The sequence below is a fragment of the Variovorax sp. GW821-FHT09B05 genome (assembly GCF_059418265.1).
On the sequence record NZ_JBWKPN010000021.1, the window covers coordinates 70,551 to 93,485 of the forward strand.

General features: G+C 71.9%; 25 protein-coding genes. 12 read left to right on the top strand and 13 right to left on the bottom strand.

Going from position 1 to position 22,935, the window contains the following annotated elements; translation table 11 throughout:
* Nucleotides 1-29 precede the first annotated feature (29 nt).
* Both AC07RM_RS36150 and AC07RM_RS36155 read left to right on the top strand, forming a co-directional pair.
* Entirely contained in the window at nucleotides 30-827 is a 798-nt protein-coding gene (locus tag AC07RM_RS36150; protein WP_495337558.1) for a UPF0149 family protein, read from the top strand.
* Nucleotides 828-885: 58 nt separating this feature from the next.
* On the top strand, nucleotides 886-2,073 hold the full coding sequence (locus AC07RM_RS36155; RefSeq protein ID WP_495337592.1) for an MFS transporter: 1,188 nt from the start codon (nucleotides 886-888) through the stop codon (nucleotides 2,071-2,073).
* Here AC07RM_RS36155 and AC07RM_RS36160 read toward each other — a convergent pair.
* From AC07RM_RS36160 to AC07RM_RS36170, 3 genes are read right to left on the bottom strand one after another with little or no spacing between them, the layout of a single operon-like run.
* Nucleotides 2,070-2,390 carry a GNAT family N-acetyltransferase gene (locus AC07RM_RS36160; RefSeq protein ID WP_057595774.1) on the bottom strand — a complete coding sequence of 107 codons (321 nt, stop codon included), beginning with the start codon at nucleotides 2,388-2,390 and terminating at the stop codon, nucleotides 2,070-2,072. The two genes, AC07RM_RS36155 and AC07RM_RS36160, sit on opposite strands and share 4 nt — an antisense overlap.
* Nucleotides 2,391-2,413: 23 nt before the next feature.
* Nucleotides 2,414-2,911: a nuclear transport factor 2 family protein gene (locus AC07RM_RS36165; RefSeq protein WP_495337559.1), complete on the bottom strand. Its 498-nt coding sequence runs from the start codon at nucleotides 2,909-2,911 to the stop codon at nucleotides 2,414-2,416.
* Nucleotides 2,912-2,951: 40 nt separating this feature from the next.
* Nucleotides 2,952-3,848, bottom strand: coding sequence for a LysR family transcriptional regulator (locus AC07RM_RS36170; RefSeq protein WP_296781706.1), 897 nt, complete (start codon nucleotides 3,846-3,848; stop codon nucleotides 2,952-2,954).
* Nucleotides 3,849-3,926: 78 nt separating this feature from the next.
* Between AC07RM_RS36170 and AC07RM_RS36175 the strand changes: the two genes are divergently transcribed.
* Nucleotides 3,927-5,111: an Acg family FMN-binding oxidoreductase gene (locus tag AC07RM_RS36175; protein WP_495337560.1), complete on the top strand. Its 1,185-nt coding sequence runs from the start codon at nucleotides 3,927-3,929 to the stop codon at nucleotides 5,109-5,111.
* Here the strand turns inward: AC07RM_RS36175 and AC07RM_RS36180 are convergent, their stop codons facing one another.
* Together AC07RM_RS36180 and AC07RM_RS36185 are read right to left on the bottom strand one after the other, a co-directional pair.
* Entirely contained in the window at nucleotides 5,112-5,642 is a 531-nt protein-coding gene (locus AC07RM_RS36180; RefSeq protein ID WP_495337561.1) for a CinA family protein, read from the bottom strand.
* Nucleotides 5,643-5,653: 11 nt separating this feature from the next.
* The gene (locus tag AC07RM_RS36185; protein WP_203204085.1) at nucleotides 5,654-6,181 is read right to left on the bottom strand and encodes a phosphatidylglycerophosphatase A family protein; all 528 of its coding nucleotides are present in this window, start codon (nucleotides 6,179-6,181) and stop codon (nucleotides 5,654-5,656) included.
* A gap of 230 nt (nucleotides 6,182-6,411) precedes the next feature.
* On the opposite strand from AC07RM_RS36185, the gene AC07RM_RS36190 reads away from it, so the two are divergent.
* Nucleotides 6,412-7,878: an MFS transporter gene (locus AC07RM_RS36190; protein WP_495337562.1), complete on the top strand. Its 1,467-nt coding sequence runs from the start codon at nucleotides 6,412-6,414 to the stop codon at nucleotides 7,876-7,878.
* Between the two features lie 3 nt (nucleotides 7,879-7,881).
* Here the strand turns inward: AC07RM_RS36190 and AC07RM_RS36195 are convergent, their stop codons facing one another.
* Nucleotides 7,882-9,588, bottom strand: a complete 1,707-nt coding sequence (locus AC07RM_RS36195; RefSeq protein WP_495337563.1) for an FAD-dependent oxidoreductase — start codon at nucleotides 9,586-9,588, stop codon at nucleotides 7,882-7,884.
* Nucleotides 9,589-9,599: 11 nt separating this feature from the next.
* A complete protein-coding gene (locus AC07RM_RS36200; protein WP_495323205.1) occupies nucleotides 9,600-10,613 on the bottom strand; it encodes a Bug family tripartite tricarboxylate transporter substrate binding protein in 1,014 nt (337 codons plus the stop codon).
* Between the two features lie 100 nt (nucleotides 10,614-10,713).
* Between AC07RM_RS36200 and AC07RM_RS36205 the strand changes: the two genes are divergently transcribed.
* Complete coding sequence (locus AC07RM_RS36205; protein ID WP_495337564.1) at nucleotides 10,714-11,610, top strand: LysR family transcriptional regulator; 897 nt, start codon at nucleotides 10,714-10,716, stop codon at nucleotides 11,608-11,610.
* Nucleotides 11,611-11,623: 13 nt separating this feature from the next.
* Here the strand turns inward: AC07RM_RS36205 and thiL are convergent, their stop codons facing one another.
* Nucleotides 11,624-12,598, bottom strand: a complete 975-nt coding sequence (gene thiL, locus AC07RM_RS36210; protein ID WP_495337565.1) for a thiamine-phosphate kinase — start codon at nucleotides 12,596-12,598, stop codon at nucleotides 11,624-11,626.
* A 97-nt stretch (nucleotides 12,599-12,695) separates the two neighbouring features.
* Here thiL and AC07RM_RS36215 point away from each other — a divergent pair, with 97 nt between their 5' ends.
* On the top strand, nucleotides 12,696-13,682 hold the full coding sequence (locus tag AC07RM_RS36215) for a hypothetical protein (protein ID WP_495337566.1): 987 nt from the start codon (nucleotides 12,696-12,698) through the stop codon (nucleotides 13,680-13,682).
* Nucleotides 13,679-13,906, top strand: a complete 228-nt coding sequence (locus tag AC07RM_RS36220; protein WP_093350714.1) for a hypothetical protein — start codon at nucleotides 13,679-13,681, stop codon at nucleotides 13,904-13,906. The genes AC07RM_RS36215 and AC07RM_RS36220 overlap by 4 nt, the downstream gene beginning before the upstream one ends.
* Before the next feature lie 8 nt (nucleotides 13,907-13,914).
* Here the strand turns inward: AC07RM_RS36220 and AC07RM_RS36225 are convergent, their stop codons facing one another.
* The 4 genes from AC07RM_RS36225 to apaG form a co-directional block, all read right to left on the bottom strand.
* Nucleotides 13,915-15,135, bottom strand: a complete 1,221-nt coding sequence (locus AC07RM_RS36225; RefSeq protein WP_495337567.1) for a YbdK family carboxylate-amine ligase — start codon at nucleotides 15,133-15,135, stop codon at nucleotides 13,915-13,917.
* On the bottom strand, nucleotides 15,132-16,406 hold the full coding sequence (locus AC07RM_RS36230) for a cation:proton antiporter (protein WP_489042149.1): 1,275 nt from the start codon (nucleotides 16,404-16,406) through the stop codon (nucleotides 15,132-15,134). Before AC07RM_RS36230 ends, AC07RM_RS36225 begins: the two co-directional genes overlap by 4 nt.
* On the bottom strand, nucleotides 16,403-18,379 hold the full coding sequence (gene tlpB, locus AC07RM_RS36235; RefSeq protein WP_495337568.1) for a transporter-like protein TlpB: 1,977 nt from the start codon (nucleotides 18,377-18,379) through the stop codon (nucleotides 16,403-16,405). Before tlpB ends, AC07RM_RS36230 begins: the two co-directional genes overlap by 4 nt.
* 80 nt (nucleotides 18,380-18,459) lie before the next feature.
* Entirely contained in the window at nucleotides 18,460-18,855 is a 396-nt protein-coding gene (apaG, locus tag AC07RM_RS36240; protein ID WP_057593319.1) for a Co2+/Mg2+ efflux facilitator ApaG/CorD, read from the bottom strand.
* A gap of 99 nt (nucleotides 18,856-18,954) precedes the next feature.
* On the opposite strand from apaG, the gene AC07RM_RS36245 reads away from it, so the two are divergent.
* Genes AC07RM_RS36245 through rpe form a run of 3 tightly spaced genes read left to right on the top strand, consistent with a single transcriptional unit; the run spans nucleotide 18,955 to nucleotide 20,422 of the window.
* A complete protein-coding gene (locus tag AC07RM_RS36245) occupies nucleotides 18,955-19,230 on the top strand; it encodes a type II toxin-antitoxin system Phd/YefM family antitoxin (RefSeq protein WP_203204093.1) in 276 nt (91 codons plus the stop codon).
* A 14-nt stretch (nucleotides 19,231-19,244) separates the two neighbouring features.
* The gene (locus AC07RM_RS36250; RefSeq protein ID WP_495337569.1) at nucleotides 19,245-19,679 is read left to right on the top strand and encodes a type II toxin-antitoxin system VapC family toxin; all 435 of its coding nucleotides are present in this window, start codon (nucleotides 19,245-19,247) and stop codon (nucleotides 19,677-19,679) included.
* A 53-nt stretch (nucleotides 19,680-19,732) separates the two neighbouring features.
* Nucleotides 19,733-20,422, top strand: a complete 690-nt coding sequence (gene rpe, locus AC07RM_RS36255) for a ribulose-phosphate 3-epimerase (protein WP_296781695.1) — start codon at nucleotides 19,733-19,735, stop codon at nucleotides 20,420-20,422.
* Nucleotides 20,423-20,441: 19 nt separating this feature from the next.
* On the opposite strand, the gene AC07RM_RS36260 is transcribed toward rpe, so the two are convergent.
* Nucleotides 20,442-20,705, bottom strand: a complete 264-nt coding sequence (locus AC07RM_RS36260) for a hypothetical protein (RefSeq protein WP_495337570.1) — start codon at nucleotides 20,703-20,705, stop codon at nucleotides 20,442-20,444.
* 186 nt (nucleotides 20,706-20,891) lie between these two features.
* On the opposite strand from AC07RM_RS36260, the gene AC07RM_RS36265 reads away from it, so the two are divergent.
* Together AC07RM_RS36265 and ligD are read left to right on the top strand one after the other, a co-directional pair.
* Nucleotides 20,892-21,878, top strand: coding sequence for a succinylglutamate desuccinylase/aspartoacylase family protein (locus tag AC07RM_RS36265; RefSeq protein WP_495337571.1), 987 nt, complete (start codon nucleotides 20,892-20,894; stop codon nucleotides 21,876-21,878).
* A gap of 85 nt (nucleotides 21,879-21,963) precedes the next feature.
* A complete protein-coding gene (ligD, locus tag AC07RM_RS36270; RefSeq protein ID WP_495337572.1) occupies nucleotides 21,964-22,866 on the top strand; it encodes a non-homologous end-joining DNA ligase in 903 nt (300 codons plus the stop codon).
* Nucleotides 22,867-22,935: the final 69 nt, after the last annotated feature.

Here is a 22,935-nt window from a genome sequence, read left to right on the forward strand (position 1 = left end):
GCATCATAGAGGGCTGCTTCGAACTTGCCATGACGACCACCCCACCCGACTCCGCCGGCACGAATCCGGCCCCCACCCCCGACCTGCAACCCCTCGGTCCCGACGACTTCGACGCCCTCGACCGGGCGCTCGACGCGATGCGCGAGCACGACGAGGAAATCCCCCAATGGGAGTTCTGCGAGGGCTTCCTGGCAGCGCTGGTTTGTACCCGCCGCGTCATCGAGCCCGCGGAGTACTGGCCCGTGCTACTGGGCGACGACTTCGTGCCGGCCCAGCAGATGGAATTCGTCTGGCACTGGAAGCGCCGCTGGCGCGAGATCGAGGTCGGCCTCGATGCCGACGTCGAGACGCTCGAGGACGAGCGCAGCTGGCAGCCCGAGGTGCTCGACACCCGCGGCGCCGTCGCCGCGCTGCCGCCCGAGGAGCGCGCCGAGATGGAGGGCGAGGCGCTGCCCTCGTTCGCCCAGGTCTGGGCGCTGGGCTTCATGTACGCGGTCGAGAACTGGCCCGAGGACTGGACCCCGCCGCGCGACAAGGAGGCGGCCCAGATGCTCGACGACGCGCTCGAGAACATCGTCGTGCTGACCGAGGACGACAAGGCCAAGCCGGTGCTCTCGATGTACGACGAGAACGGCCCGCCCAGCGTGAGCCAGCAGCGGCTGGACGACTTCGGCGCCGCCATCTGGGCCGTGTACGACCTGCGCCAGCTCTGGAAGAGCCTGGGCCCCAAGGTCGAGACCCTCCGCAAGGAAGCCACGCCGGGCCGCAACGACCCCTGCCCCTGCGGCAGCGGCAAGAAGTACAAGAAGTGCCACGGTGCCGGCTGAGGGCGCCAGTACCGCTTCACCACCGGCCGCGGCGCTGAGCGCGCGTGCGGCCTGGGCCATGGTGCTCGCGTTGTGCGCGGGCGTGGCGCTGAGCCAGGCCTTCCGCACCGTCGGCGCCATCATGGCCAGCCCGCTGCAGGCCGAGTTCGGCCTGTCGCCGCAGGCGCTGGGCATCTTCTCGGGCGCCTTCCATTTCGCCTTCGGCGCGATGCAGCTGTTCATGGGCATCGGCATCGACCTGCACGGCGTGCGGCGCACCGTGCTGGTGGCCTTCCCGGTCGCGATCGCGGGCGCGCTGCTGTCGGCCCTGTCCTCGAACTACCTGGTGCTGGTGCTGGCCCAGGCGCTGATCGGCGTGGGCTGCGCGCCGGCCTTCCTGGTCTGCACCGTCTTCATCGCGCGCCACTTCCCCGCCGAGCGCTTCGCCACCGTTTCCGGCCTGGTGCTGGCGATCGGCGGCCTGGGCATGCTGGTCACGGGCACGCCGCTGGCCTGGCTGGTGCAGGCGCATTCCTGGCGCGCCGGCTTCATGCTGCTGGCGCTGGCGGCCGCACTGGCCTGGCTCGCGATCTGGCACTGGGTGCGCGAGCCCGCGGCGGCCGTGCCGGCGCGGCGCGAGTCGGTGCCCGAGGCGATCCGCCAGTTCGGCGCGCTGCTGATGCTGCGCCACACGCTGGGCATCGTGGTGCTGGGCGGCGTGACCTACGCCGCCTTCATCTCGCTGCGCGGGCTCTGGCTCGGGCCGCTGATGATCGAGCGGCACGGCTTCTCGCTGGTGCAGAGCGGCAACGTCGCGCTCGCGGTGTCGGTGATCTCGCTGGTCGGCGCGCCGCTGTTCGGCCGGCTCGACAGCACCGATCCCGCCGCGCGGCGCCGCCGCATCGTGCTCTGGGCGCTGGCCTACACGGGCCTGTTCGCGCTGATCGCGTTCGTGCACTCGGCCTGGCTCGATATCGCCGGCATGCTGCTGATCGGCCTGCTCTCGGGCTTCATCGTCTGGCAGTACGCCGACGTGCGCGGCGCCTACCCGGCGGCGCTCACGGGCCGCGCGATGGCGGTCTTCACCATGGCGATGTTCATGGGCGTGGCGCTGATGCAGTGGGGCACGGGCGTCGCCGCCTCGGTGGCGGCGGCGCACGGCGGCGATCCGCTCACGGCCGTGCTGGCGACCATCGCCGTGCTGCTGCTGGCGGGCATCGCGGCCTTCGCCTGGCTGCCGGCGCCGACCGCGAAGCCGCGTTCCTAGATCTTGAACGCGCGCTGGATGTCCGGCCGCACCAGGTCGGCGTACTCGCGGTGCTTGCGGATGTAGCCCGCGATGAACTGGCACACCGGGATCACGTGCAGGCCGCGCGCGCGGGCCTCGTCGAGCACGTGCTTCGCGATCTTCGAGCCCAGGCCCTTGCCCTCGTGCGCGGGCATCACCTCGGTGTGGGTGAACATGATCGCGTCGGTCAGCAGGTTGTATTCGGCCAGCGCGGCGAGCTCGCCGCCGATGCGGGCCTCGTAGCGGTGCTCGGCCTCGTTGTTCGAGAGGATCGGGGCGTTGTCGTCGGTGCTCATGGGGTTCCTTGCAAGGGTGGTGTTCAGGCGGGCCGGCTCGCGAGGTACCTGGCGAGGTTGGCGGCGGCGGTGGCGCGCACCTTGTTGCGCAGCATCGGCGACCAGCCCAGCAGCAGCCCCGGCGTGCCCAGCGCCTGGCGCGACCAGGTCCAGAACGGGAAGCTGTCGCGGTGGGTGGCGATCAGGCCCTCGGGCGTGAAGCCGAAGCGCGCGTCGATGCTGTTGTCGACCAGGCGGCCGGTGGCGCTGAAGCGGTAGTGGGCGTCCCAGTGGGCGCTGCCGCCGCGCTCGTCGGCGCGCACGTCGCGATGGCTGAGGTGCCAGACGTCCGCGCCCTTGGCCTTCGTGGCCTCGCACAGCATGCGCCACATGCCGCCGACCTCGCGCCGCCCGCGCAGCGAGAAGGCCTCGTCGTCGAACACCGCGTCGGGTGCGTAGCAGGCTTCCATGGTGGCGGCGTCGAGCTGGGCGAACGCGCCGTAGAAGCGCTCGATGGTCTGCGCGTTGGTGGTGGCTGTCATGGGGCCTCGGGCGCCGGGAGCGCGGTGGTTGTGGAGCGGGTCAGAGCGCGGCCGGAAGGGTGCGCACCAGGAAATCATAGACCGCGCGGATGCGCCGGTCGGTGCGGACCTCGCGGTGCACCGCCAGCCACACCGGCAGCGCGGGCAGCTTGAGCGCGGGCAGCACGCGCACCACCTCGGGGTCGCTGCGCGCGAGCGATTCGGCCACGAAGCCGATGCCCATGCCGTGGCGCAGCGCCTCCCAGTAGACGCTGACGTCGTCGGTGCGAAAGCAGAAGTCCTCGCGCTGCAGCGGCGCGCCCAGCTCGGCCGAGCTGCGCAGGATGCTCTCGTCGCGGTCGTAGCCCAGCAGGTCGTGCCGCAGCAGGTCGGTCCAGTGGCGCGGCGTGCCGCGCCGGCGCAGGTAGTCGCGCTGCGCGAAGGCGCCGAGCGCGAAGCGGCCCACGCGCCGCGCCACCAGGCTCGCGGTTTCGGGCCGGGTCATGCGCAGCGCGATGTCGGCCTCGCGCCGCAGCAGGTTGCTGACCTCGTTGCTGGCCACCAGCTCGATCTGGATCTCGGGCAGCTCCAGCCGCATGCGCGCCAGGATCGCCGGCAGCAGGTGGCGCGCCGCCGCCTGGCTGGCCGACAGCCGCACCGTGCCCGCGGTGGCGGCATTGGCACCGGCCACGCCGCGCGACAGCGCCAGTGCGCCGTTCTCCATGACGCGCGCCGACTCGGCCAGCTGCGTGGCCATGGCGGTGGGAAGCAGGCCCTGGCCGGTGCGCTCGAACAGCACCACGCCGAGCTGCGACTCGAGCTCGGCGATGTGCCGCCCCAGCGTCGGCTGGCTCGCGTTGAGCAGGCGCGAGGCGGCCAGCAGGCTGCCGCTGTCGAGCGCCGCGAGGAAGGAGCGGATCAGTCGCCAGTCGAAATCGAGGTCGGTGCCGCGCCGCATGGGGTATTCAATTCTGAATATCTGTTGTCAATGGTTGTCTAATTGTGAAGTCAATCTTGACTTCCGATAATCCCCGGCATGGACGAGCGAAGAAACTTTGTCCGGCTGCTGGGAGGCGGTGTGGTGTTGGCCGCGGGCGCCGCGGCACTGGCCACCTGGTGGCTGCACGACGACATGCCGGCGGCGGCCCTGGAGATCTGGAACGGTCCGGGCGACGAGCCCGACGTGCGCCGGCGCGCGATCGCCTATGCTGTGACCGCGCCCTCGGCCTACAACCACCAGCCCTGGCGCGTGGACCTGCGCGAGCCCGATGCGATCGTCCTGTACTGCGACCGCGAGCGCCTGCTGCCCGAGACCGACCCCTTCGGCCGCCAGGTGGTGATCGGCCAGGGCGCCTTCCTCGAGCTGCTGGTGATGGCGCTGGCCCAGCAGGGCGTGGCGGCCAGCGTGCAGCTGTGGCCGCAGGGCGAACTGCCCGCCGACCCGCGGCAGTGGGGCCACCTGCCGGTGGCGCGGCTGCGGCTCGCGGGCGGCGGCACGCCCGATCCGCTGTTCTCCCAGGTGCTGCGCCGGCGCACGCCCAAGCAGCGCTTCGACACCGCGCGCCCGGTCTCGGCCGAGCTGCTGCAGGGCGTGACCGCGGCGGTGCCCAACGGCGGCTCGCTGCGCGCCGACGGCACGGTCGAGATGGCGCGCGTGCTGCCGCTGCGCCGGCTCTGCCTGGCCGCGGCGCGGGTGGAGATCACCACGCCCAACACCGCGCGCGAGAACCTGCGGCTGCTGCGCGTGGGGCCCGAGGAGATCCTCGCGCACCGCGACGGCTTCTCGCTCAACGATCCGGCGCTGCGCGTGGCCGTGGCGCTGGGCCGCTTCGACCGCGAGGTGCCGGCGCGCGAGGGCAGCCGCGCCTTCGAGCGCACGCTGGCGCTGTATGCCGACCAGGCCAGCACGGCCATGGGTTTCACCTGGATCAGCACCGCGGGCAACAGCCGCACCGACCAGCTCAACGCCGGCCGCGCCTACCTGCGCCAGCAGCTGCGCGCCACCGACCTCGGGCTGGGCATGCACCCGATGAGCCAGCCGCTCGAGGAGTTCGCGGAGATGGCTGCGCACCACGCTGCGGCGCACGAGATGCTGCTGGGCCTGCCGCCGCCGCGCGACGCGCGCAGCCGCACGCTGCAGCTGCTGTGCCGGATCGGCTATCCGATGGCGTTGGTGCCGCCCGCGCCGCGCCGGCCGCTGGGCGAGTTCGCGCTGGCCTGATCAGGCCGCGTTCGGGGATTCGAGCAGTTGCACCAGCGTGTGCAGCGCATGCCGCACCGTGGCCGCGCGCACCGTGGCGCGGTCGCCGTCGAAGCGGCGCCGCTCGGTGCGCACCTGGCCGTCGACCGACCAGCCGAACCACACGGTGCCGACCGGCTTGTCGGGCGTGCCGCCGGTGGGGCCGGCGATGCCGGTGACCGCCACCGCGACGCGCGCCGGCGCCGAATGCGCGATCGCGCCCTGCGCCATCGCGCGCGCCACCGGCTCGCTGACCGCGCCATGCGCCTCGACCAGCGCGGCGTCCACGCCCAGCAGCTCGGTCTTGGCCGCGTTGGAGTAGGTCACGAAGCCGCGCTCGAACCAGGCGCTGGAGCCCGCGAGCTCGGTGCAGGCGGCGCCGATCAGGCCGCCGGTGCAGCTCTCGGCGGTGGCCAGCAGCCAGCCCTTCTTCAGCAGCAGGCCCGCCAGGGCCTCCACCAGCTCGGGCGTGTCGAGGTCCTGCGATGAAGGGGGCGGGAAGGAGGATTCCATGGGTCGGGGTCTCACCAGGCGCGCCAGAGCGCGATCACCAGCAGCGAGCAGAAGGCCGCCACCAGGTCGTCGAGCATGATGCCGAAGCCGGCGTGCCACCAGCGCACCTGCGCGGCATCGCGCTGCTTGAACAGGCCGTCGGCCCAGGCCACGGGGCCCGGCTTGGCGGCATCGAAGAAGCGGAACAGGGCGAAGGCGACGATCTGCGCCCACAGGCCGGCCGGCGTCACCAGCCACAGCACGATCCAGAACGCGACCACCTCGTCCCACACCACCGCGCCGGGGTCGGCCAGGTTCATGTCGCGTGCCGTCAGCGTGCAGGCCCACCAGCCCAGCGGCAGCGAGACCCCGATGATCCAGCCAATGGCGGCCGGCGACAGCCAGTGCTGCATCACCGAGAACGCGGCCCAGGCCCACAGCGTGCCCACGGTACCGGGCGCGAAGCGCGACAGGCCGGAACCCAGGCCCAGCCCGATGAAGTGCGCCGGATGCGAGAACAGGAAGCGCGCGCTCGGGCGGCGGATGGAGGGCGGGGGCATGGCGCCGGAAGTGGGCATCGGACGGGCGGGATCGGAGACGGGAACGGCGGCGTGCATCAGCCGGGAGTGTCGCGCATCTTGCCGCAGCGGGTGCCGGCGGGGCGCGCGGTGCGCCGTCTTCGATTTTATTTATCAAAGCGATTGCTTGTTTAATTCGAGATGGCGGCCTAGTATCCGGGCACCTTCAGATCCGGGCCCGGGCACTGCGCCATCGGGCCGACGCTTCCACCATGGCCTCTTCCTCCTCTCCCGCCCTCGACCGCTCCCGCGCCGACCCGCCGGCCACCGCCGGCTGGGGCGAACTCTTCAGCGGCCGCAACGGCTGGCGCGCGCTCGCGCTGACCGGCGGCGTCGCGCTGCATGCGGTCAACGTCCACATCGTGACCACCGTGCTGCCCTCGGTGGTGCGCGAGATCGGCGGGCTCGACTGGTACGCCTGGAGCACCACGCTGTTCGTGCTCGGCTCGATCCTCGGCGCGGCGCTGTCGGTGCGCCTGCTCGCGGTGCTGGGCCCGCGCGGCGCCTGCCTCGCGGCGCTGGCGGTGTTCAGCGCCGGCTCCATCGGCTGCGCGCTCGCGCCGGCCATGCCGTGGATGCTGGCCGGCCGCACGGTGCAGGGCCTGGGCGGCGGGCTGCTGGCGGCGCTGAGCTACGGCCTGATCCAGCTGGTGTTCGCGCCGCGGCTGTGGCCGCGCGCGGTGGCGCTGGTGTCGGGCATGTGGGGCGTGGCCACGCTGTGCGGGCCGGCGGCGGGCGGGCTGTTCGCGCAGGGCGGCCACTGGCGCTGGGCCTTCTGGACCCTGCTGCCGGTGGCGGCCGCGCAGGCGCTGCTGGTGACGCTGCAGCTGCGCCCCGCGGCCGGCGTGCGCCACGAGCGCCCCGCCACCGCGCCGCGCATCGCGCTGCCGCAGATCGCGCTGCTGCTGGCCTCGGTGCTGGTGATCGCGGCCAGCGAGTTCGGCGCCTCGCTGCCGGTGCAGGCCGCGGGCGTCGCGCTGGGGCTGGCGCTCGGCATCGCCGCCACCCGCGTCGACCGCGCCTCGGCCGTGCGGCTGCTGCCCACGGGCGCCTATTCGATCGCCGCGCCGCTGGGCGCGATCTACGCCAGCGTGGCGCTGCTGCTGATCGGCACCACCACCGAGATCTTCGTGCCCTATTTCCTGCAGCTGCTGCACGGCCACACGCCGCTCGCGGCCGGCTACCTCACGGCCGCGATGGCCGGCGGCTGGAGCGTGGGCTCGCTGCTCTCGTCGGGACGCAGCGGCGCCGGTGCCGACCGCATGCTGCGCGCCGGTCCCGTGGTCTGCACACTGGGCCTGGCGGCGCTGGCCGTGCTGCTGCCCGCGCCGGGGCATCTGCCGGCCGGGCTGGAGACGCTGGCCGTCGCGCTGGCGCTGGCGGCCGTGGGGCTCGGCGTGGGCATCGGCTGGCCGCACCTGCTGACGCGCGTGATGTCGCGCGCGCCGGCCGGCGAGGAAGGCCTGGCCTCGGCCTCGATCACCACGGTGCAGCTCTACGGCATGGCGGTCGGCGCCGCGGTGGCCGGGCTGGTGGCGAACGCGGCCGGGCTCACGCAGCCGGGCGGCGTCGAGGGTGCGCGCTCGGCGGCCGTGTGGCTGTTCGCGAGCTTCGCGATCGCGCCGGCGCTGGTGGTGCTGCTGGCGCGGCGCGTGGTGTCGGCCACGCGCGAGGCCTAGACGCTAGGCCAGCACCCCTTCCCACGGCAGCGCGCGCTTGGTCGCGCGCTCGCGCTGCGGCTCGCCGCGCAGCCGCGCCACCAGCGCATACACGTCGGCCGGGATGTAGGCGCCGCGCCAGGCCACGTGCTGGTCGGCGCGGCACAGCACCAGCCGGTGCGCGTAGGCCGGCGGCACCACGGCGGCATCGATGTCGAGCACCGTGAGCGGCATGCGGTAGGTGTCGGCCGCGCGTTCCAGCGCGCGCACGTCGGCGCTGCGGTCGAAGCGCAGCAGCGTGTAGCCCGGGCCGAAGGCGTCATACAGCGAGCGGCCGTCGGCCAGCCAGAAGTGCGGCGCGCGGCAGCCCGGTACGGTCGAGGCCGTGAAGGCGCCCATCGAATAGACCGGCGGCACGTGCTCGCCGTCGGGCACGATGATCGGCGAGCCGGTGTAGAAGTAGCCGAAGTTCAGGCCCGCGCAGCAGAACTGCTGCACGTTGAGTTCGTAGGCCTCCTGCCCGATGTCGGCGCGCAGCGCATCGCCCTCGGGGCCGGGCGCCTCGATGTTCGGAGGCACCGCGCGGCGCGCGCGGATCATCTTCTGCGCATGGTCCATCGCGAACTGCGAGACCTGCTCGGTGATCGGCAGCCGCTCGGCCTCGTAGGCGTCGAGGATGCCCTCGTCGGCCCAGCCCTGCACGCTGGCCGCGAGCAGCCACGAGAGGTTGAGCGCGTCGGCGATGCCGGCGTTCATGCCGTAGCCCGCGTAGGGCACCCACAGGTGGGCGGCGTCGCCCGCGAGGAACACGCGGCCGTTGCGGAAGCGGTCGGCCACCAGGCGGCGGCCCACCCAGTCCTCCTTGCTGAGGATCTCGTACTCGAAATCGGGACCGACGCCGAGGATCTCGCGCAGCGAGCGGTCGCGGTCCACCGAATCGAACTCGGGCTCCTCGGCGTTGAGGTGGTTGTGGACCAGCCAGGTCTCGTGGCCGTCGATGGCGAACATGGTGCCGCAGCGGCGCGGGTTCATCGCGTAGTAGGACCACGCGGGCTTGCCCGGGATCAGCGCGCGCAGGCCGGGCGCGCGGATGCAGGTCGACTGCACGCGCTGGATCACCGCCGTGCCCTCGAGCTTCGCGCCCATCTGCTTGCGCACCGCCGAGCTGCCGCCGTCGCAGCCCACCATGTAGCGCCCGCGCAGGCTGCGCGTCACGCCGCTGTCGAGGTCGGTGGCGATCGCCGTCACGCCCTCGGCGTCCTGCGTGAAGCCACCGACCTGCGTGCGGTTGAGCAGGGTCACGCCGGGCAGCGCGGCCGTGTGGCGCAGCAGGATCGGCTCGAGGTAGATCTGGTTGATGCGGTGCGGCGGCTCGGGCGTGGGCCACCAGGCATCGGGGCCCTCGGTCTCGGTGTAGCGGTCGCGCCGGCAGGGAATCGGGATGCGCGCGAGCTCGATGCCGGTCACGCTGGTGCGGAACACCACGTCGTTCGGATGGTCGGGCGGCAGGCCCGCGTCGCGCAGCTTCTGCGCCACGCCCAGGCGGCGGAACTGCTCCATGGTGCGCGACGCCACATGGTTGCATTTCACGTTCGGCGGCTCGGCGAAGCCGCGCGTCTCGCAGACGATCGTGCTGACGCCGCGCGAGGCCAGGTCCATCGCGAGCGAGAGGCCCACCGGGCCGGCGCCGACGATCAGCACGTCGGCCTGGAGATCGAGGTCGTTCTTCATGCGCACGGGGTCTATTCGAGCTTGATGTTGGCGGTGCGGATCACCTGCGCCCACTTGCGGGTCTCCGCGCGGATGTAGGCATCGAAGGCTTCGCTCGACCCTGGCGCGGGTTCCACGCCGAGGTTGCGCATCGCGGCCTTGATCTGTTCGTCGCCGAGCGCCGCGTTGATCTCGGCATTGAGCCGCGCGACCACCGGCGCCGGCGTGGCCGCGGGCGCCACCACGCCGAACCAGCCGGTCGAGTCGTAGCCGGGCAGGCCGGCCTCGGCCACCGTCGGCACCTCGGGCAGCATCGGCAGCCGCGCGGGGCTGGTGACGGCGAAGGCAATCAGCTTGCCGGCCTTGATCTGCTGCAGCGCCGAGGGCAGGTCGACCACCGCGAGCGGCACCTGTCCCGCGAGCGCGTCGAGCGCGGCCGGACCCGAGCCGCGGTAGGGCACCTCGACCAGCTTGACCTCGGCCATCTGCGCGAACAGCGCGGCCGACAGGTGCATCGCCGTGCCGTTGCCGCCATGGCCGATCGACAGCCCGCCGGGCTGCGTCTTCGCGAGCGCGATCAGCTCGCGCTGGTTGCGCGCCGCGATCGAGGGATGGCCCACGATCACGAACGGGATCGCGGCCAGCATGCCCACGGGCTTGAAGTCCTTGAGCGGATCGAAGGGCATCTGCGCATAGAGGCTCGCGTTGGCCGCGAGCGCGCCCGCCGCGCCCACGCCCAGCGTGTAGCCGTCGCCCGGGGCCTTGGCCACCAGCGTGAGGCCGACGTTGCCGCCCGCGCCCGGCCGGTTGTCGACCACCACCGGCTGGCCCAGCTTCTCGTTGAGCCGCGGCACCAGCATGCGCACCACCGCGTCGGCGCTGCCGCCGGGCGGGAAGGTCACGACCACGCGGATCGGCTTGTCGGGAAAGGCGCCCGCGGCGGGTGCCTGCGCGAAGGTGGGTCCGCCGGACAGCGCGGCGGCCGCGGCCAGCAGCAATTGCCTGCGCAGCGGTTGTGTCGCGCCGCGGGCGATCGTTGCGGTCATCGGTACTCCTTGAATGTTCATGTCTGTTCTGCGTCCGATTGAACGATGGGCGGATTCATTCGTAAATCAAGAAATTCAGAACCAAATATCATGTTTCCTGATGAAAGCGAACTTCAGTCCTACGATCCGCCAGCTGCGCGCCTTCCTCGCCGTCTACCAGCTGCGGCAGCTCAGCGCCGCGGCGCAACGGCTGTTCGTCACGCAGTCGGCCGTGAGCATGCTGCTGCGCCAGCTCGAGGACGGATTGGGCACGCGGCTGTTCGACCGCACCACGCGCTCGCTCAAGCCGACGGCCGCCGCGCAGGAGATGCTGCCCGCGGCCGAGCGCATCCTGCGCGACGTCGATGCGCTCGCGGCCGGCTTCCGCGACCTCGCCACGCTCGAGCGCGGCCGCGTCTCGATCGCGATCACGCCGACGCTGGCCTCGTTCCTGCTGCCCGAGGCGATCGGAGAGTTCCAGCGGCAGCATCCCAAGGTGCGCGTGGTGGTCAGCGACTGCGCGCCCGACCAGTTCATCGCGCGCATCCTCGGCGAGCACGTGGACTTCGGCATCGGCACGCCCGAGCGGCCCGGCGCCGAGGTCGAGACGCAGCGCCTCTTGCGCGACCATCTCGCGCTGGTGTGCCGCAGCGACCATCCGCTGGCGCAGGCGCGCGTGGTGCGCTGGACCGACCTCGGCCGCCATCCGGTGATCACGGTGCGGCCCGGCTATGGCGTGCGCCCGTTGATCGACGGCACCGCCAGCGATGCGGGCGTGGCGCTCGAGGTCGCGCACGAGGTGTCCTTTCTCTCGACCGCGCTGTGGATGACCGCCTGCGGCATGGGCCCGTCGATCATGCCCTCGGCCTTCGCGCGCGCGGCGGGCGATCCCGCGCTGGTCATCAAGCTGCTGAGCGCGCCGCGCGTCTCGCGCGACATCTCGGTGGTCACCAAGCGCGGCCACACGCTGTCGGAGGCGGCGCGCCAGTTCATCGACGTGCTCAAGCGCACGCTGTGAGGCGGACTGGCGTTCAGGCGAAGTGATCGAAGGAGCCGAAGCGCTGCGCCACCGGCGCGCCCGCGGCATCGACGAAACGCAGGCCGCTCTCGGCATCGATGCGCCCGATGCGCGTGACCGGCGTCGCGCTGTCGCGGCCGGCCTGTTCCACCGCCGCGCGCGCCGAGGCCGGCGCGGTGAACACCAGTTCGTAGTCGTCGCCGCCCGAGATCGCCATCGCGCGCAGCGTGTCGCGTTCCAGCCCCGCGGCGGCGGCCGAGCCGTCGGCCACGGCCGCGATGCAATGCATCGCCGCGTCGACGTCGAGCGTCGCGCCCACGCGGCTCGCGCGCAGGATGTGGCCGAGGTCGCCCGCGAGGCCGTCGCTCACGTCGGCCGCCGCGCTCGCGATGCCGCGCAGCGCCTGGCCCAGCGCCACGCGCGGCGCGGGCTGCTCCATGCGGGCGCGCGTGCGCTCGAACAGCGGGCCCGGCAGCGACAGCGTGCCGCGGAAGTTCTCGAGCGCGAGCCGCGCATCGCCGAGCGTGCCGCTGGTCCACAGCTCGTCGCCCGCGCGTGCGCCCGAGCGCAGCAGCGCCGCGCCGGCCGGCACTTCGCCGAACACGGTGATGCAGATGTTGAGCGGGCCGCGCGTGGTGTCGCCGCCCACCAGCTCGCAGCCGTGTTCGTCGGCCAGCGCGAACAGGCCGCGCGAGAAGCCTTCGAGCCAGCCTTCGTCCACGCCCGGCAGCGCCAGCGCGAGCGTGAAGGCCAGCGGCTTCGCACCGCAGGCCGCGAGATCGCTGAGGTTGACCGCCAGCGCCTTGTGGCCGAGCCGCGCCGGATCGACGGTCGAGAGGAAGTGCCGGCCCTCGACCAGCATGTCCGAGGAGACCGCGAGCTGCATGCCCGGCGCGGGCGCGAGCAGCGCGCAGTCGTCGCCCACGCCCAGCGGCGAGCGTGTGGCGGGGCGCTGGAAGTAGCGCTGGATCAGGTCGAATTCACCCATGCGCCGAGCATAAGCGGGGAAAGGCATGCGCCGATGGCCGACACGCGGCGCCGCCGCGATGCATTAGATTGGCGGACTGTCCGAGGAGATCCGCCGAATGCCCGATACCCTGACCCTGTCCGCGACCGAACGCGTCGGCGAAGCCATGCGCCGCTCGCTCCCGCTGCTGCCCGGCGAGGCGCGCGGCACGGTCGAGGCGATGCTGCAGCCCGAGGCGCTGGCGATCGTCGCCGGCACGCTGGTGGTGTGGGCCGGCTCGCATTTCTTCGGCGTGGGCGAGGTGGTCGACATCATCCTGCTGGTGGTCGGCTTCGCGGCGCTCGGCATGTCGGTGTTCTCGGGCGCGGGCGAGCTGTCGGAATTCACCACCAAGGCCGTCAACGGCCGCACCAGCGCCGACCTCGACGAGGCGGCCGGCCACTTCGCGAAGGCCGTGATGCTGCTGGGAATCTCCGCGATCCAGGCGATGCTATTGCGCGGCGCCGCCAAGCCCGTGGTCCAGCGCGGCATGCCGCGCGTCGAACCGCTGCCCGACGTGGGCACGCCGCCGCCGGCCGGCAACGGGTTGTCGTTGAGCCGGCCGCGCTCGCTGCCCGGCGGCGAACTCGGCGGCACCACCATGTACGGCGAGATCGCGGTCTCGCGCGCCCAGAGCCTCAGCGAGCAGAAGGTCACGCTGTTCCACGAGCTCGTGCACCGCTACTTCTCGCCGCGCACCGGCCCGCTGCGGCAGCTGCGCGCGCAGTTCCGCTGGAACGCCTATTCGAAGTCCTCGCTGCTGCGCTACCTCGAGGAGGCGATGGCCGAGGGCTATGGCCAGCTGCGGGTGCACGGCCTGTCGCAGGCGCTCGGCGCCTACCGTTTCCCGATCCAGTTCGGCTACGTCACCGTGTCGCAGATGCGCGCCGAGGGCATGGCCATCGGCACCATCTCGCTGGGCGGCACCCTGTTCTGGGTCGGCGTGAGCGACGGGCCGATGCCCACGCATCCCCGCATGCCGCAGGCGCTGCCGCTGCCGCTGCTGCCCGCGCAGGCCCCGGCCCAACCGTCCTCGCCGCGGCTGCAGCCCGCGCCCGCGCGATGATCGACGAAGCCACCGCCATCGGCGTCGCGCGCCGCATCGCGCTGCAGCAGGGCTGGGCCTTCGTGGAGCCGGTGCAGGCGCGGCTGCGCAAGCCCTGGTTCTTCTCGAAGCAGTCCGCGCGCTGGGAGATCGAGAGCAATGCCGTCGCCTTCGGCGCGCGCGCGCGCTTCGTGATCGATGCCGAGGACGGCACGGTGCTCGAGAAGGGCTACGTGCCGCGCTGAGGCGTCCGCTACGTCGCCCCGCGAAAGCGCAGCGACGCCTGCCGCACCACCTCGGCCAGCAGCCGCTCGCGCCCCTGCCGCTCGCGCAGCCAGCGCGCGTCGTTGCGGTTGGTCTCGACGCTGGTGCGCAGCTCGCCCAGCGCCTGCGTGGCGTTGAGCGCCTCGCTGTGCCATTCGAGCTGGGTCATGGTCATCAGGATGTGGTCGCGCAGCGGCATGTGCTGGCCGCTGGCCGGGTCGACGTAGACCGCGTCGAGGCCGAAGCGGCAGGCCTGGAAGCGGTTGTAGGTGTAGACCAGGTAGTCGTCCTCGCTGGGCTCGAAGGGCTGCTCCTGCAGGAACCAGGCGGCCAGCGACTGCACATAGCCCGCGAGCGCGGCGGCGCGCGCCACGGTCAGCGGGGTGTCGAAGACGCGGATCTCGATGGTGCCGAACTCGGGCTTGGGCCGGATGTCCCAGTAGAAGTCCTTCATGCTGCGCACGACGCCGGTGCGGGTCATGCGCTCGAAGTAGGCCTCGAATTCCTTCCAGCTCGTGGTGAAGGGCGCGCGGCCCGACAGCGGGAACGCGAACACCGAGTTCAGCCGCGCCGAGTCGAACTGCGTGTCCTGCCCCTGCACGAAGGGCGAGGAGGCCGACAGCGCGATGAAGTGCGGGATGTAGCGCGACATGCGGTGCAGCATCAAGAGCGCCGAGTCGGCATCGGGGCAGCCGATGTGCACGTGCTGGCCGAAGATGGTGAACTGCTTGCTCAGGTAGCCGTAGAGCTCCGACAGCTCGCGAAAGCGCGGCTTGTCGTAGATGCGCCGCTCGTGCCATTGCTGGAACGCATGCGTGCCGCCGCCCACCACCGCGATGTTGAGCTTGTCGGCGTTCTTGATCAGCGCGTCGCGGATCGGCGTGAGCTGCGCGATCACGTCCTGCGCCGAATGGCAGATGCCGGTCGAGATCTCGATCATGCTCGAGGTCATCTCGGGCACCACGCTGCCGGGCAGCGGCGTCTGCGCCATCAGCCGCAGCATGTCTTCCGCATACGGCGCGAGGTCGTAGTCGTGCGTGTTCACGAGCTGCAGCTCGAGCTCGACGCCGAGCGACAGCGCCTCCGACTTGTTGAAGGGCTCGAGCTTGACGGCGCGGCTCGCGGGATCGGCCGGCAGCGGCGACGAGCGCACGTCGTCGCTGTCCGGGTCGATCGCGGGGCTCGGGGGAGTGGTCGTGTTGCTGCTCATCGCTGCGTGTCCTCGGCGGTGCTGCTGAAGGCCTCGGGCGCCCAGGGCACCGAACTCTCGCCCACCGCATGGATCGCGACCGTGGCGAGCACCGCGCCCAGCAGCTCCATCAGCAGGATCGAGGGCAGCGCGACCTGGGTGATCATGGTGCCGAGCAGTGGCGAGGCGGTGGCGAAATTGGAGGCGATCAGGAGCGCGATCGAGGACAGCGGCGACATCGCGCAGCCGACCCAGAAGGCCTGCTTCCAGCTCGCGCCGCTGCCGGGGTTGGCGATCGCCACGCCGGCGATCTTGGCGACCATGCGCACGGCGATCAGCGCCAGCACCACGCTGGCCACGGGCAGCGTCCAGTCGGCCTGCGCGGCGACGATCGACACCAGCACGAACATCAGCATGGTGAGCAGCGAGGCCGCGGTGCCGAGCTGGCGCTGCCAGGCCCAGGGCTTGGGATTCAGGGTCTTGAGCAGCACGCCGCCGATCAGCGCGGCCAGGGGCGCGGAGCCGCCGATGTGCGCCGTGACGGCGGCGCCGGCCGCGATCAGCGCCAGCAGCAGCAGCGAGGTGTTCTCGCTGGTCGGGCTCATCACGCGCAGCGCGGTGCGCAGCGCCAGCGCCATCAGCGCGCCGACCACGAAGGACAGGCCCAGCACCACCGCGATCGGGTAGAGCTTCTGCAGCATGGTCTGCGGCGCGCGCTCGATCAGGCCGGCCTGCGCATAGCCGAGCGCGAGCGCATAGAAGGTGTTGAGCGTGGCCAGCGTCATCGCGCGCTCGGTCACCGGGCCGGCGGCGCGGGTGTCCATGATCACGCGGCTGAGCACCGCGGGGGAGGCGACGATCGCCATCAGCGCGAGCGGGTTGGCCACCGGGTCGGGCAGGCCCAGCAGGCGCAGCACCCAGAACACGCCGAAGTAGGTCAGCGTGGCCTCGAGCAGGCTCTGCACCAGCACCATCGGGTTGTGGCGGAACCAGCGCAGCGGCAGCCGGCCGCCGGCCTCGAACAGCACCACGGCCACGCCGAGCTCGAGCAGGAACAGGCTGATGCCGCGCAGCGGCCAGATCGCGCCCTCGAAGCCGGCGAAGCCGACGATGGTGCCCACGATCGAATAGCCGACCACCTTGGGCATGCCCATGTAGCGGCGCACCAGGTGGCCGGAGGCGGCGGCCGCGGCCAGCAGCAGCGACCACAGCACGGTGGGAAGGCCGGCCGACGGGCGGGCCCATTCGGACCAGAAGCCCATCAGGTCGGCGGTGAGACTCGTCAGATTCATGCGGGTAGGAAGAAGCTCATGGGCCGGCTGCGCCAGCGCGCCCGCAGCGCGCCGCGGATGCGGGCGCGGTCGGCGAGGCTCACGCTGTGCGCGCGCAGCGCCAGCCGGAATGCGAAATAGAAGCTCACGCTCACATTGAGCGCACCGATCACCGGGATCGCCGCCACCGCCCACCACAGCAGCGGCTGCTGCAGCACCGGCAGGCCGAGCGACACCACGGCCGCGCCGATCTGGCCGGCCGACAGCGTCACGTGCCGCACGTCGAGGCCGAGCCCGAAGAAGCCCGCGACCGCTGGCAGCAGTCCGAGCATCAGGCCCAGCGAAATGTTGGCGGCGAAACCGGAGATGTGGGTGCGCATGAAGTCGGCCCATCGACGGGCCCGGGCGGCGCCCAGGACGGCGCCGATGCGGGGGTTGTACCGCATGGCGGAGTCCAGCCGATGCAGGACAAAGGCGTTTTCTGCCCAGCCCGCGATCAGGCTGGAGGCGAACAGCAGCACGCCGGTGAAGGCCGCGAACAGCGCGGTGGGACCCGCGAGCGACAGCGACTGCAGCACGGCGGCCGCATGCGCGGCATCGAGCAGCGGCTGGTGCAGCGCGAGCCGCCAGGCGATGGCGAGCGCGGCCACCGCCGGCACCACCACCAGCACGTTGCCCAGCACCGCCGCCACCTGCGAGCGCACCAGGTTGGCGACCTCGTCGACGAATTCGTCGAGGCCGCTGTCGGCGCGGATCTCGCGCAGCCGCGCGGCCAGCGCCGGCGCCGTCATGGCCGGCTGCTTGGTGGCGAGCGTGAGGTGCAGCAGCTGGATCGCGACGAAGCTGGCGGCGTACATCACGCCCGAGCCCAGGCCGCTCCAGAAGGCCGACAGGCCCAGCGCATAGATGCCGAACTTCGCGAGCACCGTGAGCGAGGTCAGCGCGCCGCCGCCCGCGGCCTTGCGCACCATCTGCCGGTAGCTCGCGCGGTCGCGCGTGATGTAGTGCTCGCCGGTCTCGGCGCTGCGCTCGGTGACCTTGGCCGCGAGCATCGACGAGTTCGAGGCGATCAGCGCGCGGATGCTGTTGCGCTCGCTGCCGGCCTGCACCAGCCGGCCGACCAGCCGCGCGATGCTGACCGCGGGCGTGGGCGACATCAGGCCGTCGAGCAGCTCGCGGATGCGCAGCACCCGCTCGCGCATCTGGCGCACGCGGAACACCAGGCCGACCGAGATGCCGTTGTCTTCCAGGTGCGCGTAGACCGAGGCGGCGCTCGCGCGGCAGGCATCGAGCCGGTCGCGGAACGCGACGAAGGCCGCCTGCACCGCGGCCTCGTCGCGCGGGCGGTCCTCGAACAGCCGCTCGCGCAGTTCGTCGAGCTCGGCCATCAGCGCATGGAAGGGCCGGCTCTCCTCGGTGCTGCGCATGCGCAGCCGCAGCTCGGACGAGAAGCCCGCGGCCACCAGCTGGCTCGCGCAGTAGGTGATGGCATCCATCAGCGTGGCGCGCCAGCGCGGCACGGTGGTGCCGTCGTCGGCCGCTTCATCGGCCAGCAGCGCGCCGATGCGCACCAGCTGCGGCGCCTCGAGCAGCGCGATCCAGCGCGCATCGAAATCGCCCGGCAGCACCATGCGGAACAGCTCCGAGGCATCGGTGGTCTCGGGCGTACCCGGCAGGATCTTGCGGCGCAGCCGCTCGTTGAACTCGCTGAGGAAGGCGGTGCGCGGCGCGAAGCCGTAGTCGGCCAAAAGCGTCGACAGGTCGACGTCGCGCGTGAAGGCACGCCACCAGGCGCGCACGCGCTCGCGCAGCTCGGGCCGTGCCTCGATGGCGTCGAGCAGCAGCTGCACGCGGCCCATGGCCGCCTGCGGCGAGGCACGGTCGCCGCGCAGCCAGTCGAACAGGTCGATGAGCCAGATGTGGCGCCGAGCCACGTCGGCGGAAGGATCGAGGCCGGCGAGCAGCCCCTGCAGGTCGCGCGAAGCGGCAGCCATGGGAGGAGGGAATCGAGAAGGGAAGAGGAGGGCGATGCCGCAGCGGGAGAAATTCCGTGCGGGTGCCCGAGCGGGAAAGGCTAGTGCAGCACGCGCGAGACCGGCGCGCCGCCGATGTCGGCCTCGAGCACAAACATCGGGATCGGCACGTCGAAGCGCTCGCCGTCCTCGGTCACCACGAGGTAGCTGCCATGCATGGTGCCGCTCGCGGCCTGCAGCCGGCAGCCGCTGGTATAGCGGAAGCTCTCGCCCGGCGCCAAGAGCGGCTGCTGGCCGATCACGCCCAGGCCCTTGACCTCCTGCGCATGCCCCGAGGCGTCGTTGATCAGCCAGTGCCGCGCGATCACCTGGGCACCGGTCGAGCCGGTGTTGGTGATCGTGATGGTGTAGGCGAAGGTGTAGATGCCTTCCTTCGGCGAGGACTGGTCGGCGAGGTAGCGCGGCTCGACCTCGATGGAAAGGGGGCTGTGTGACATGCGCGCGATGGTAACTGCTGGTTTTTGGCGCGGGGAGAGCTTCCCGGTGCCGGGCCGGCTTTCTTGCAGGATTGGCGAAGAACAGATAATCTGGTCGGTATGACCAGAATTTCACTTCCAGGCCATTGGCCGCTGCAGGACGCCAAGGCGCGCTTCAGCGAACTGGTGCGCCGCGTCCACAGCGAGGGGCCGCAGCACGTCACGGTCCACGGGCGCGACGAGGTCGTGGTGATCGCAGCCGAGGACTTCCAGCGCTTGCAGGGCGCGCGCACGGGCCAGGCCCTGGTCGACGTGCTGCAGGCCTCGCCGCATCGGGACATCGAGCTGTCGGTCGGCGCTTCCGAAGCCTCACCGGTGCGCAGCGTCGAGCTGTGAATGCCGTGAGCGCCATGAGCGCGATGAGCGGCTTCCTGCTCGACACCAACGTGCTGTCCGAGCTGCGGCGCCCGCGTCCCGAGCCCCGGGTGGTCGCCTTCGTCGGCGCGCAGCCGCTCGAAAGCCTGTTCGTCAGCACCGTCACCTTCGCGGAGATCCGCTTCGGCATCGAGCTGGTGGCCGACATCCACAAGCGCGCCCAGCTCAACGACTGGCTGCAGCTGCAACTGCGGCCGATGTTCGGCTACCGCGTGCTGCCGGTCAGCGAGGACGTGATGTTCAAGTGGCGGCTGATGGTCGAGCAGGGCCGCAAGGCCGGGCGCACCTTCTCGCAGCCCGACCTGATCATCGCCGCCACCGCCGCGCAGCATGGCCTCGCGGTGGTCTCGCGCGACGCGGCCGGCTATGCCGGCACCGGCGTGGCGCTGGTCGATCCCTGGCAGGCATAGAAGAAGTCCGGGAGCTCCGCTGCGCCTTTGGCCGGCTGCGACAATCGCCGCCCATGACCTTCCGCATCGCCCCCTCCATCCTTTCCGCCGACTTCGCCCAGCTCGGCCAAGAGCTCTCGGACGTGATCGCCGCGGGTGCGGACTGGATCCATTTCGACGTGATGGACAACCACTACGTGCCGAACCTGACCTTCGGTCCGATGATCTGCCAGGCGCTCAAGCCGCATGCCAAGACGGCCGACGGCACGCCGGTGCCGATCGACGTGCACCTGATGGTGCAGCCGGTCGACGCCCTCGCGGCCTCGTTCGCGCAGGCCGGGGCCGACTACATCAGCTTCCATCCCGACGCCACGCCGCACGTGCACCGCAGCATCCAGGCGATCCGCGCGGCCGGCTGCAAGCCGGGGCTGGTGTTCAACCCGGCGCGCGGGCTCGAGGTGCTCGACTGGGTGATCGACGACATCGACCTGATCCTGATCATGAGCGTCAACCCCGGCTTCGGCGGCCAGAGCTTCATCGACTCGGCGCTGCGCAAGATCGAACAGGCGCGCAAGCGCATCGAGCAGAGCGGGCGCGACATCCGCCTCGAGGTCGACGGCGGCATCAAGGCCGACAACATCGCGCGCGTGGCCTCGGCCGGCGCCGACACCTTCGTGGCCGGCAGCGCGATCTTCAACGCCAAGGACTATGGCGCGGTGATCTCGCAGATGCGCACGCAACTGGCGGGCGTGGCCGCCGCCTGAGCGGCAGCAGGCCTTCGAATCAGCGCTTGGCCTGCTCGCCGACCTTGTCGGCGCGCAGCCCCTGGTCGGTGTCGACCAGGCCGCGCTCCACATCGTCATGCGCGCGGCGGCCACGCTCGGTCGGCTTGCCGTCGCGGGTCTGCTGGCTGTCCGAGGACTGGTCGCGTTCGTGCGGCAGCCGCGGCGACGACTCGCCGCCCTGTTCGATCTTGGTCTTGCCGCCGCCCGCGTCCTTCTGCGGGTCGGCGGGCTGCTTGCGGGTCGGGGTGCTGTCCTTGGCCATGAAGGCTCCTTCGGTCGTTGGTGGGCACCAGCTTGCGGGGCCGTCCGCGCGGGGCCGGTAGGACAGCCCAGGGCACGGCTGTAGGCTGCGTGTCGATCGCGGCCGTGGCCTCGTGGCCGCGAGGGTCGGTGCTATGAAAAGCGAAGCATCTTTGCACCTGTCAAGAGGCCTCCTCATAATCCCCGCATGGCTTCCTCTCCCTTCGACGCCGTCGCGCACGACAGCATCCGCCTCCACGCCTTCGCCTCCCTGAACCCCGGCCCCCGGCTGCTCGTGATGGGCGGCGTGCATGGCGACGAGACCAGCGGCACCGCCGGCATCGAGCGGGTGCTGGCCGAGTTCGCGGCGGGCGAGCTCGCGCTGCTGCGCGGCGAGCTCACGCTGGTGCCGGTGGCCAATCCGCTGGCGCGCCGGCGCCTGCAGCGCGAGGGCGAGCGCAACCTCAACCGGCTGTTCAAGCCCGCGGCCGAGCCGGCCGACTACGAGGCCCGCGTGACCAACGTGCTGGCGCCCGTGATCGCGCGCCACGAGGTGCTGCTCGACCTGCATTCGTTCCAGAGCGCGGGCGAGGCCTTCGCGATGATCGGCCCGCGCGACAACACCGGCACGCTCGAGCCCTTCGCGCGCGCCGCCGAGGAAGGCCAGCTCGCGCTGCACCTGGGCACGCCGATCGTGGTCGAGGGCTGGCTCGACATCTATGCCGCGGGCCTCGCGCAGCGCGGCGCCGCGGTCGACGAGGCCGCCATCGACTTCGGCCGCGGCACCAACGAATACATCCGCAGCTGCGGCGGCTACGGCGTCACGCTCGAATGCGGCCAGCACCAGGATCCGCTGGCGCCCGAGGTGGCCTGGCGCGCGATCCGCCGCACGCTGGCGCTGCTGGGCATGGCGGCGCTGCCGCCGGGTCTGTCGGCCGGGCCCGACGTGCCGCCGCGCCTGCTGCGCCTGGCCAGCGTGACCGACCGGCTGCATGCCGACGACCGCTTCGCGCGCGACTGGGCCACCTTCGATCCGGTGCGCCGCGGCGAGCTCATCGGCACGCGGCACGACGGCACGCCCGTGACCGCGCCCGACGACGGCTGCATCGTGTTTCCCAACGCGCTCGCGCTGCCGGACACCGAGTGGTTCTACTTCGCGCGGCCCAGCGAACGGCGGCTCGACGGCACGGCCTGAGCGCCAGGGATACACGGCGCGCCGTCGCGTTCCTACATCCGCCGCTCCAGGCGAGCATGACCATGGCGGACCAAGGAAACGAACCATGGCCGCTGCTCGCAAGCAATCCACGCCGCGCATCACCCATGCCGACCGCCTCGTCGACGCGCAGAGCGGCATCACCAAGGGCGAGCTCGCCGCCTACTACGCGCGCGTCGCGCCGCTGATGCTGCCCCACCTGCGCGGCCGGCCGGTGGCGCTGGTGCGCGCGCCCGACGGCATCGCGGGCGAGCTGTTCTTCCAGAAGCATGCGCAGCACGGCGAGATGGCCGGCGTGGGCCTGCTCGACCCGGCGCTCGATCCCGGCCACGAGCCGCTGCTGCAGATCGACGTGGCCGAGGGCCTGCTCGGCGCGGCGCAGTTCAACGTGGTGGAGTTCCACACCTGGAACGCGCTCTCGCGCGCCTTCGGCCAGCCCGACCGCATGACCTTCGACCTCGACCCCGGCGAGGGCGTCGAGTGGCCTCGCATGCAGGAGGCCGCGCTGCTGGTGCGCACCCTGCTCGACGAGCTCGGCCTGCCGTCCTTCCTCAAGACCAGCGGCGGCAAGGGCCTGCACGTGGTGGTGCCGATCCGGCGCACGCATGGCTGGGACGAGGTCAAGGGCTTCTCGCAGGCCATCGTGCAGCAGCTCGCGCGCAGCGTGCCCGAGCGCATCGTCGCCAAGAGCGGGCCGCGCAACCGCGTCGGCAAGATCTTCGCCGACTACCTGCGCAACGGCTTCGGCGCCACCACCATCAGCGCCTGGTCGGCACGCGCGCGGCCGGGCCTGGGCGTGTCGGTGCCGCTGGACTGGGACGAGCTGTTCGAGGTCGACGGCTCCGACCACTGGACCGTGGCGACCATCGTCGAGCGGCTCGAGATCGGCAACGCGCCCTGGGCCGCGATGGAGCGCAGCCGCAAGGGGCTCGGCGACGCGATGCGCAGGCTCGGCTACCTGGTGGACTGAGCCTCCCGCCCCGCGCGGGCAAGCCGATTCCGATCGCACGACACCACATCGAATTCATCGATGTGTAAC

Excerpts from the sequence above, each read along its gene's own strand:
- AC07RM_RS36170 (WP_296781706.1), bottom strand. The coding sequence starts at position 3,848 with ATGCGGCGCGGCACCGACCTCGATTTCGACTGGCGACTGATCCGCTCC.
- AC07RM_RS36175 (WP_495337560.1), top strand. The coding sequence starts at position 3,927 with ATGGACGAGCGAAGAAACTTTGTCCGGCTGCTGGGAGGCGGTGTGGTG.
- AC07RM_RS36205 (WP_495337564.1), top strand. The coding sequence starts at position 10,714 with ATGAAAGCGAACTTCAGTCCTACGATCCGCCAGCTGCGCGCCTTCCTC.
- AC07RM_RS36260 (WP_495337570.1), bottom strand. The coding sequence starts at position 20,705 with ATGGCCAAGGACAGCACCCCGACCCGCAAGCAGCCCGCCGACCCGCAG.
- AC07RM_RS36165 (WP_495337559.1), bottom strand. The coding sequence starts at position 2,911 with ATGACAGCCACCACCAACGCGCAGACCATCGAGCGCTTCTACGGCGCG.
- tlpB (WP_495337568.1), bottom strand. The coding sequence starts at position 18,379 with ATGGCTGCCGCTTCGCGCGACCTGCAGGGGCTGCTCGCCGGCCTCGAT.
- rpe (WP_296781695.1), top strand. The coding sequence starts at position 19,733 with ATGACCTTCCGCATCGCCCCCTCCATCCTTTCCGCCGACTTCGCCCAG.
- thiL (WP_495337565.1), bottom strand. The coding sequence starts at position 12,598 with ATGGGTGAATTCGACCTGATCCAGCGCTACTTCCAGCGCCCCGCCACA.
- AC07RM_RS36230 (WP_489042149.1), bottom strand. The coding sequence starts at position 16,406 with ATGAATCTGACGAGTCTCACCGCCGACCTGATGGGCTTCTGGTCCGAA.
- AC07RM_RS36245 (WP_203204093.1), top strand. The coding sequence starts at position 18,955 with ATGACCAGAATTTCACTTCCAGGCCATTGGCCGCTGCAGGACGCCAAG.
- AC07RM_RS36160 (WP_057595774.1), bottom strand. The coding sequence starts at position 2,390 with ATGAGCACCGACGACAACGCCCCGATCCTCTCGAACAACGAGGCCGAG.
- AC07RM_RS36265 (WP_495337571.1), top strand. The coding sequence starts at position 20,892 with ATGGCTTCCTCTCCCTTCGACGCCGTCGCGCACGACAGCATCCGCCTC.
- apaG (WP_057593319.1), bottom strand. The coding sequence starts at position 18,855 with ATGTCACACAGCCCCCTTTCCATCGAGGTCGAGCCGCGCTACCTCGCC.
- AC07RM_RS36215 (WP_495337566.1), top strand. The coding sequence starts at position 12,696 with ATGCCCGATACCCTGACCCTGTCCGCGACCGAACGCGTCGGCGAAGCC.
- AC07RM_RS36250 (WP_495337569.1), top strand. The coding sequence starts at position 19,245 with ATGAGCGCGATGAGCGGCTTCCTGCTCGACACCAACGTGCTGTCCGAG.
- AC07RM_RS36155 (WP_495337592.1), top strand. The coding sequence starts at position 886 with ATGGTGCTCGCGTTGTGCGCGGGCGTGGCGCTGAGCCAGGCCTTCCGC.
- AC07RM_RS36225 (WP_495337567.1), bottom strand. The coding sequence starts at position 15,135 with ATGAGCAGCAACACGACCACTCCCCCGAGCCCCGCGATCGACCCGGAC.
- AC07RM_RS36220 (WP_093350714.1), top strand. The coding sequence starts at position 13,679 with ATGATCGACGAAGCCACCGCCATCGGCGTCGCGCGCCGCATCGCGCTG.
- AC07RM_RS36185 (WP_203204085.1), bottom strand. The coding sequence starts at position 6,181 with ATGCCCCCGCCCTCCATCCGCCGCCCGAGCGCGCGCTTCCTGTTCTCG.
- AC07RM_RS36200 (WP_495323205.1), bottom strand. The coding sequence starts at position 10,613 with ATGACCGCAACGATCGCCCGCGGCGCGACACAACCGCTGCGCAGGCAA.
- AC07RM_RS36190 (WP_495337562.1), top strand. The coding sequence starts at position 6,412 with ATGGCCTCTTCCTCCTCTCCCGCCCTCGACCGCTCCCGCGCCGACCCG.
- AC07RM_RS36195 (WP_495337563.1), bottom strand. The coding sequence starts at position 9,588 with ATGAAGAACGACCTCGATCTCCAGGCCGACGTGCTGATCGTCGGCGCC.
- ligD (WP_495337572.1), top strand. The coding sequence starts at position 21,964 with ATGGCCGCTGCTCGCAAGCAATCCACGCCGCGCATCACCCATGCCGAC.
- AC07RM_RS36180 (WP_495337561.1), bottom strand. The coding sequence starts at position 5,642 with ATGGAATCCTCCTTCCCGCCCCCTTCATCGCAGGACCTCGACACGCCC.
- AC07RM_RS36150 (WP_495337558.1), top strand. The coding sequence starts at position 30 with ATGACGACCACCCCACCCGACTCCGCCGGCACGAATCCGGCCCCCACC.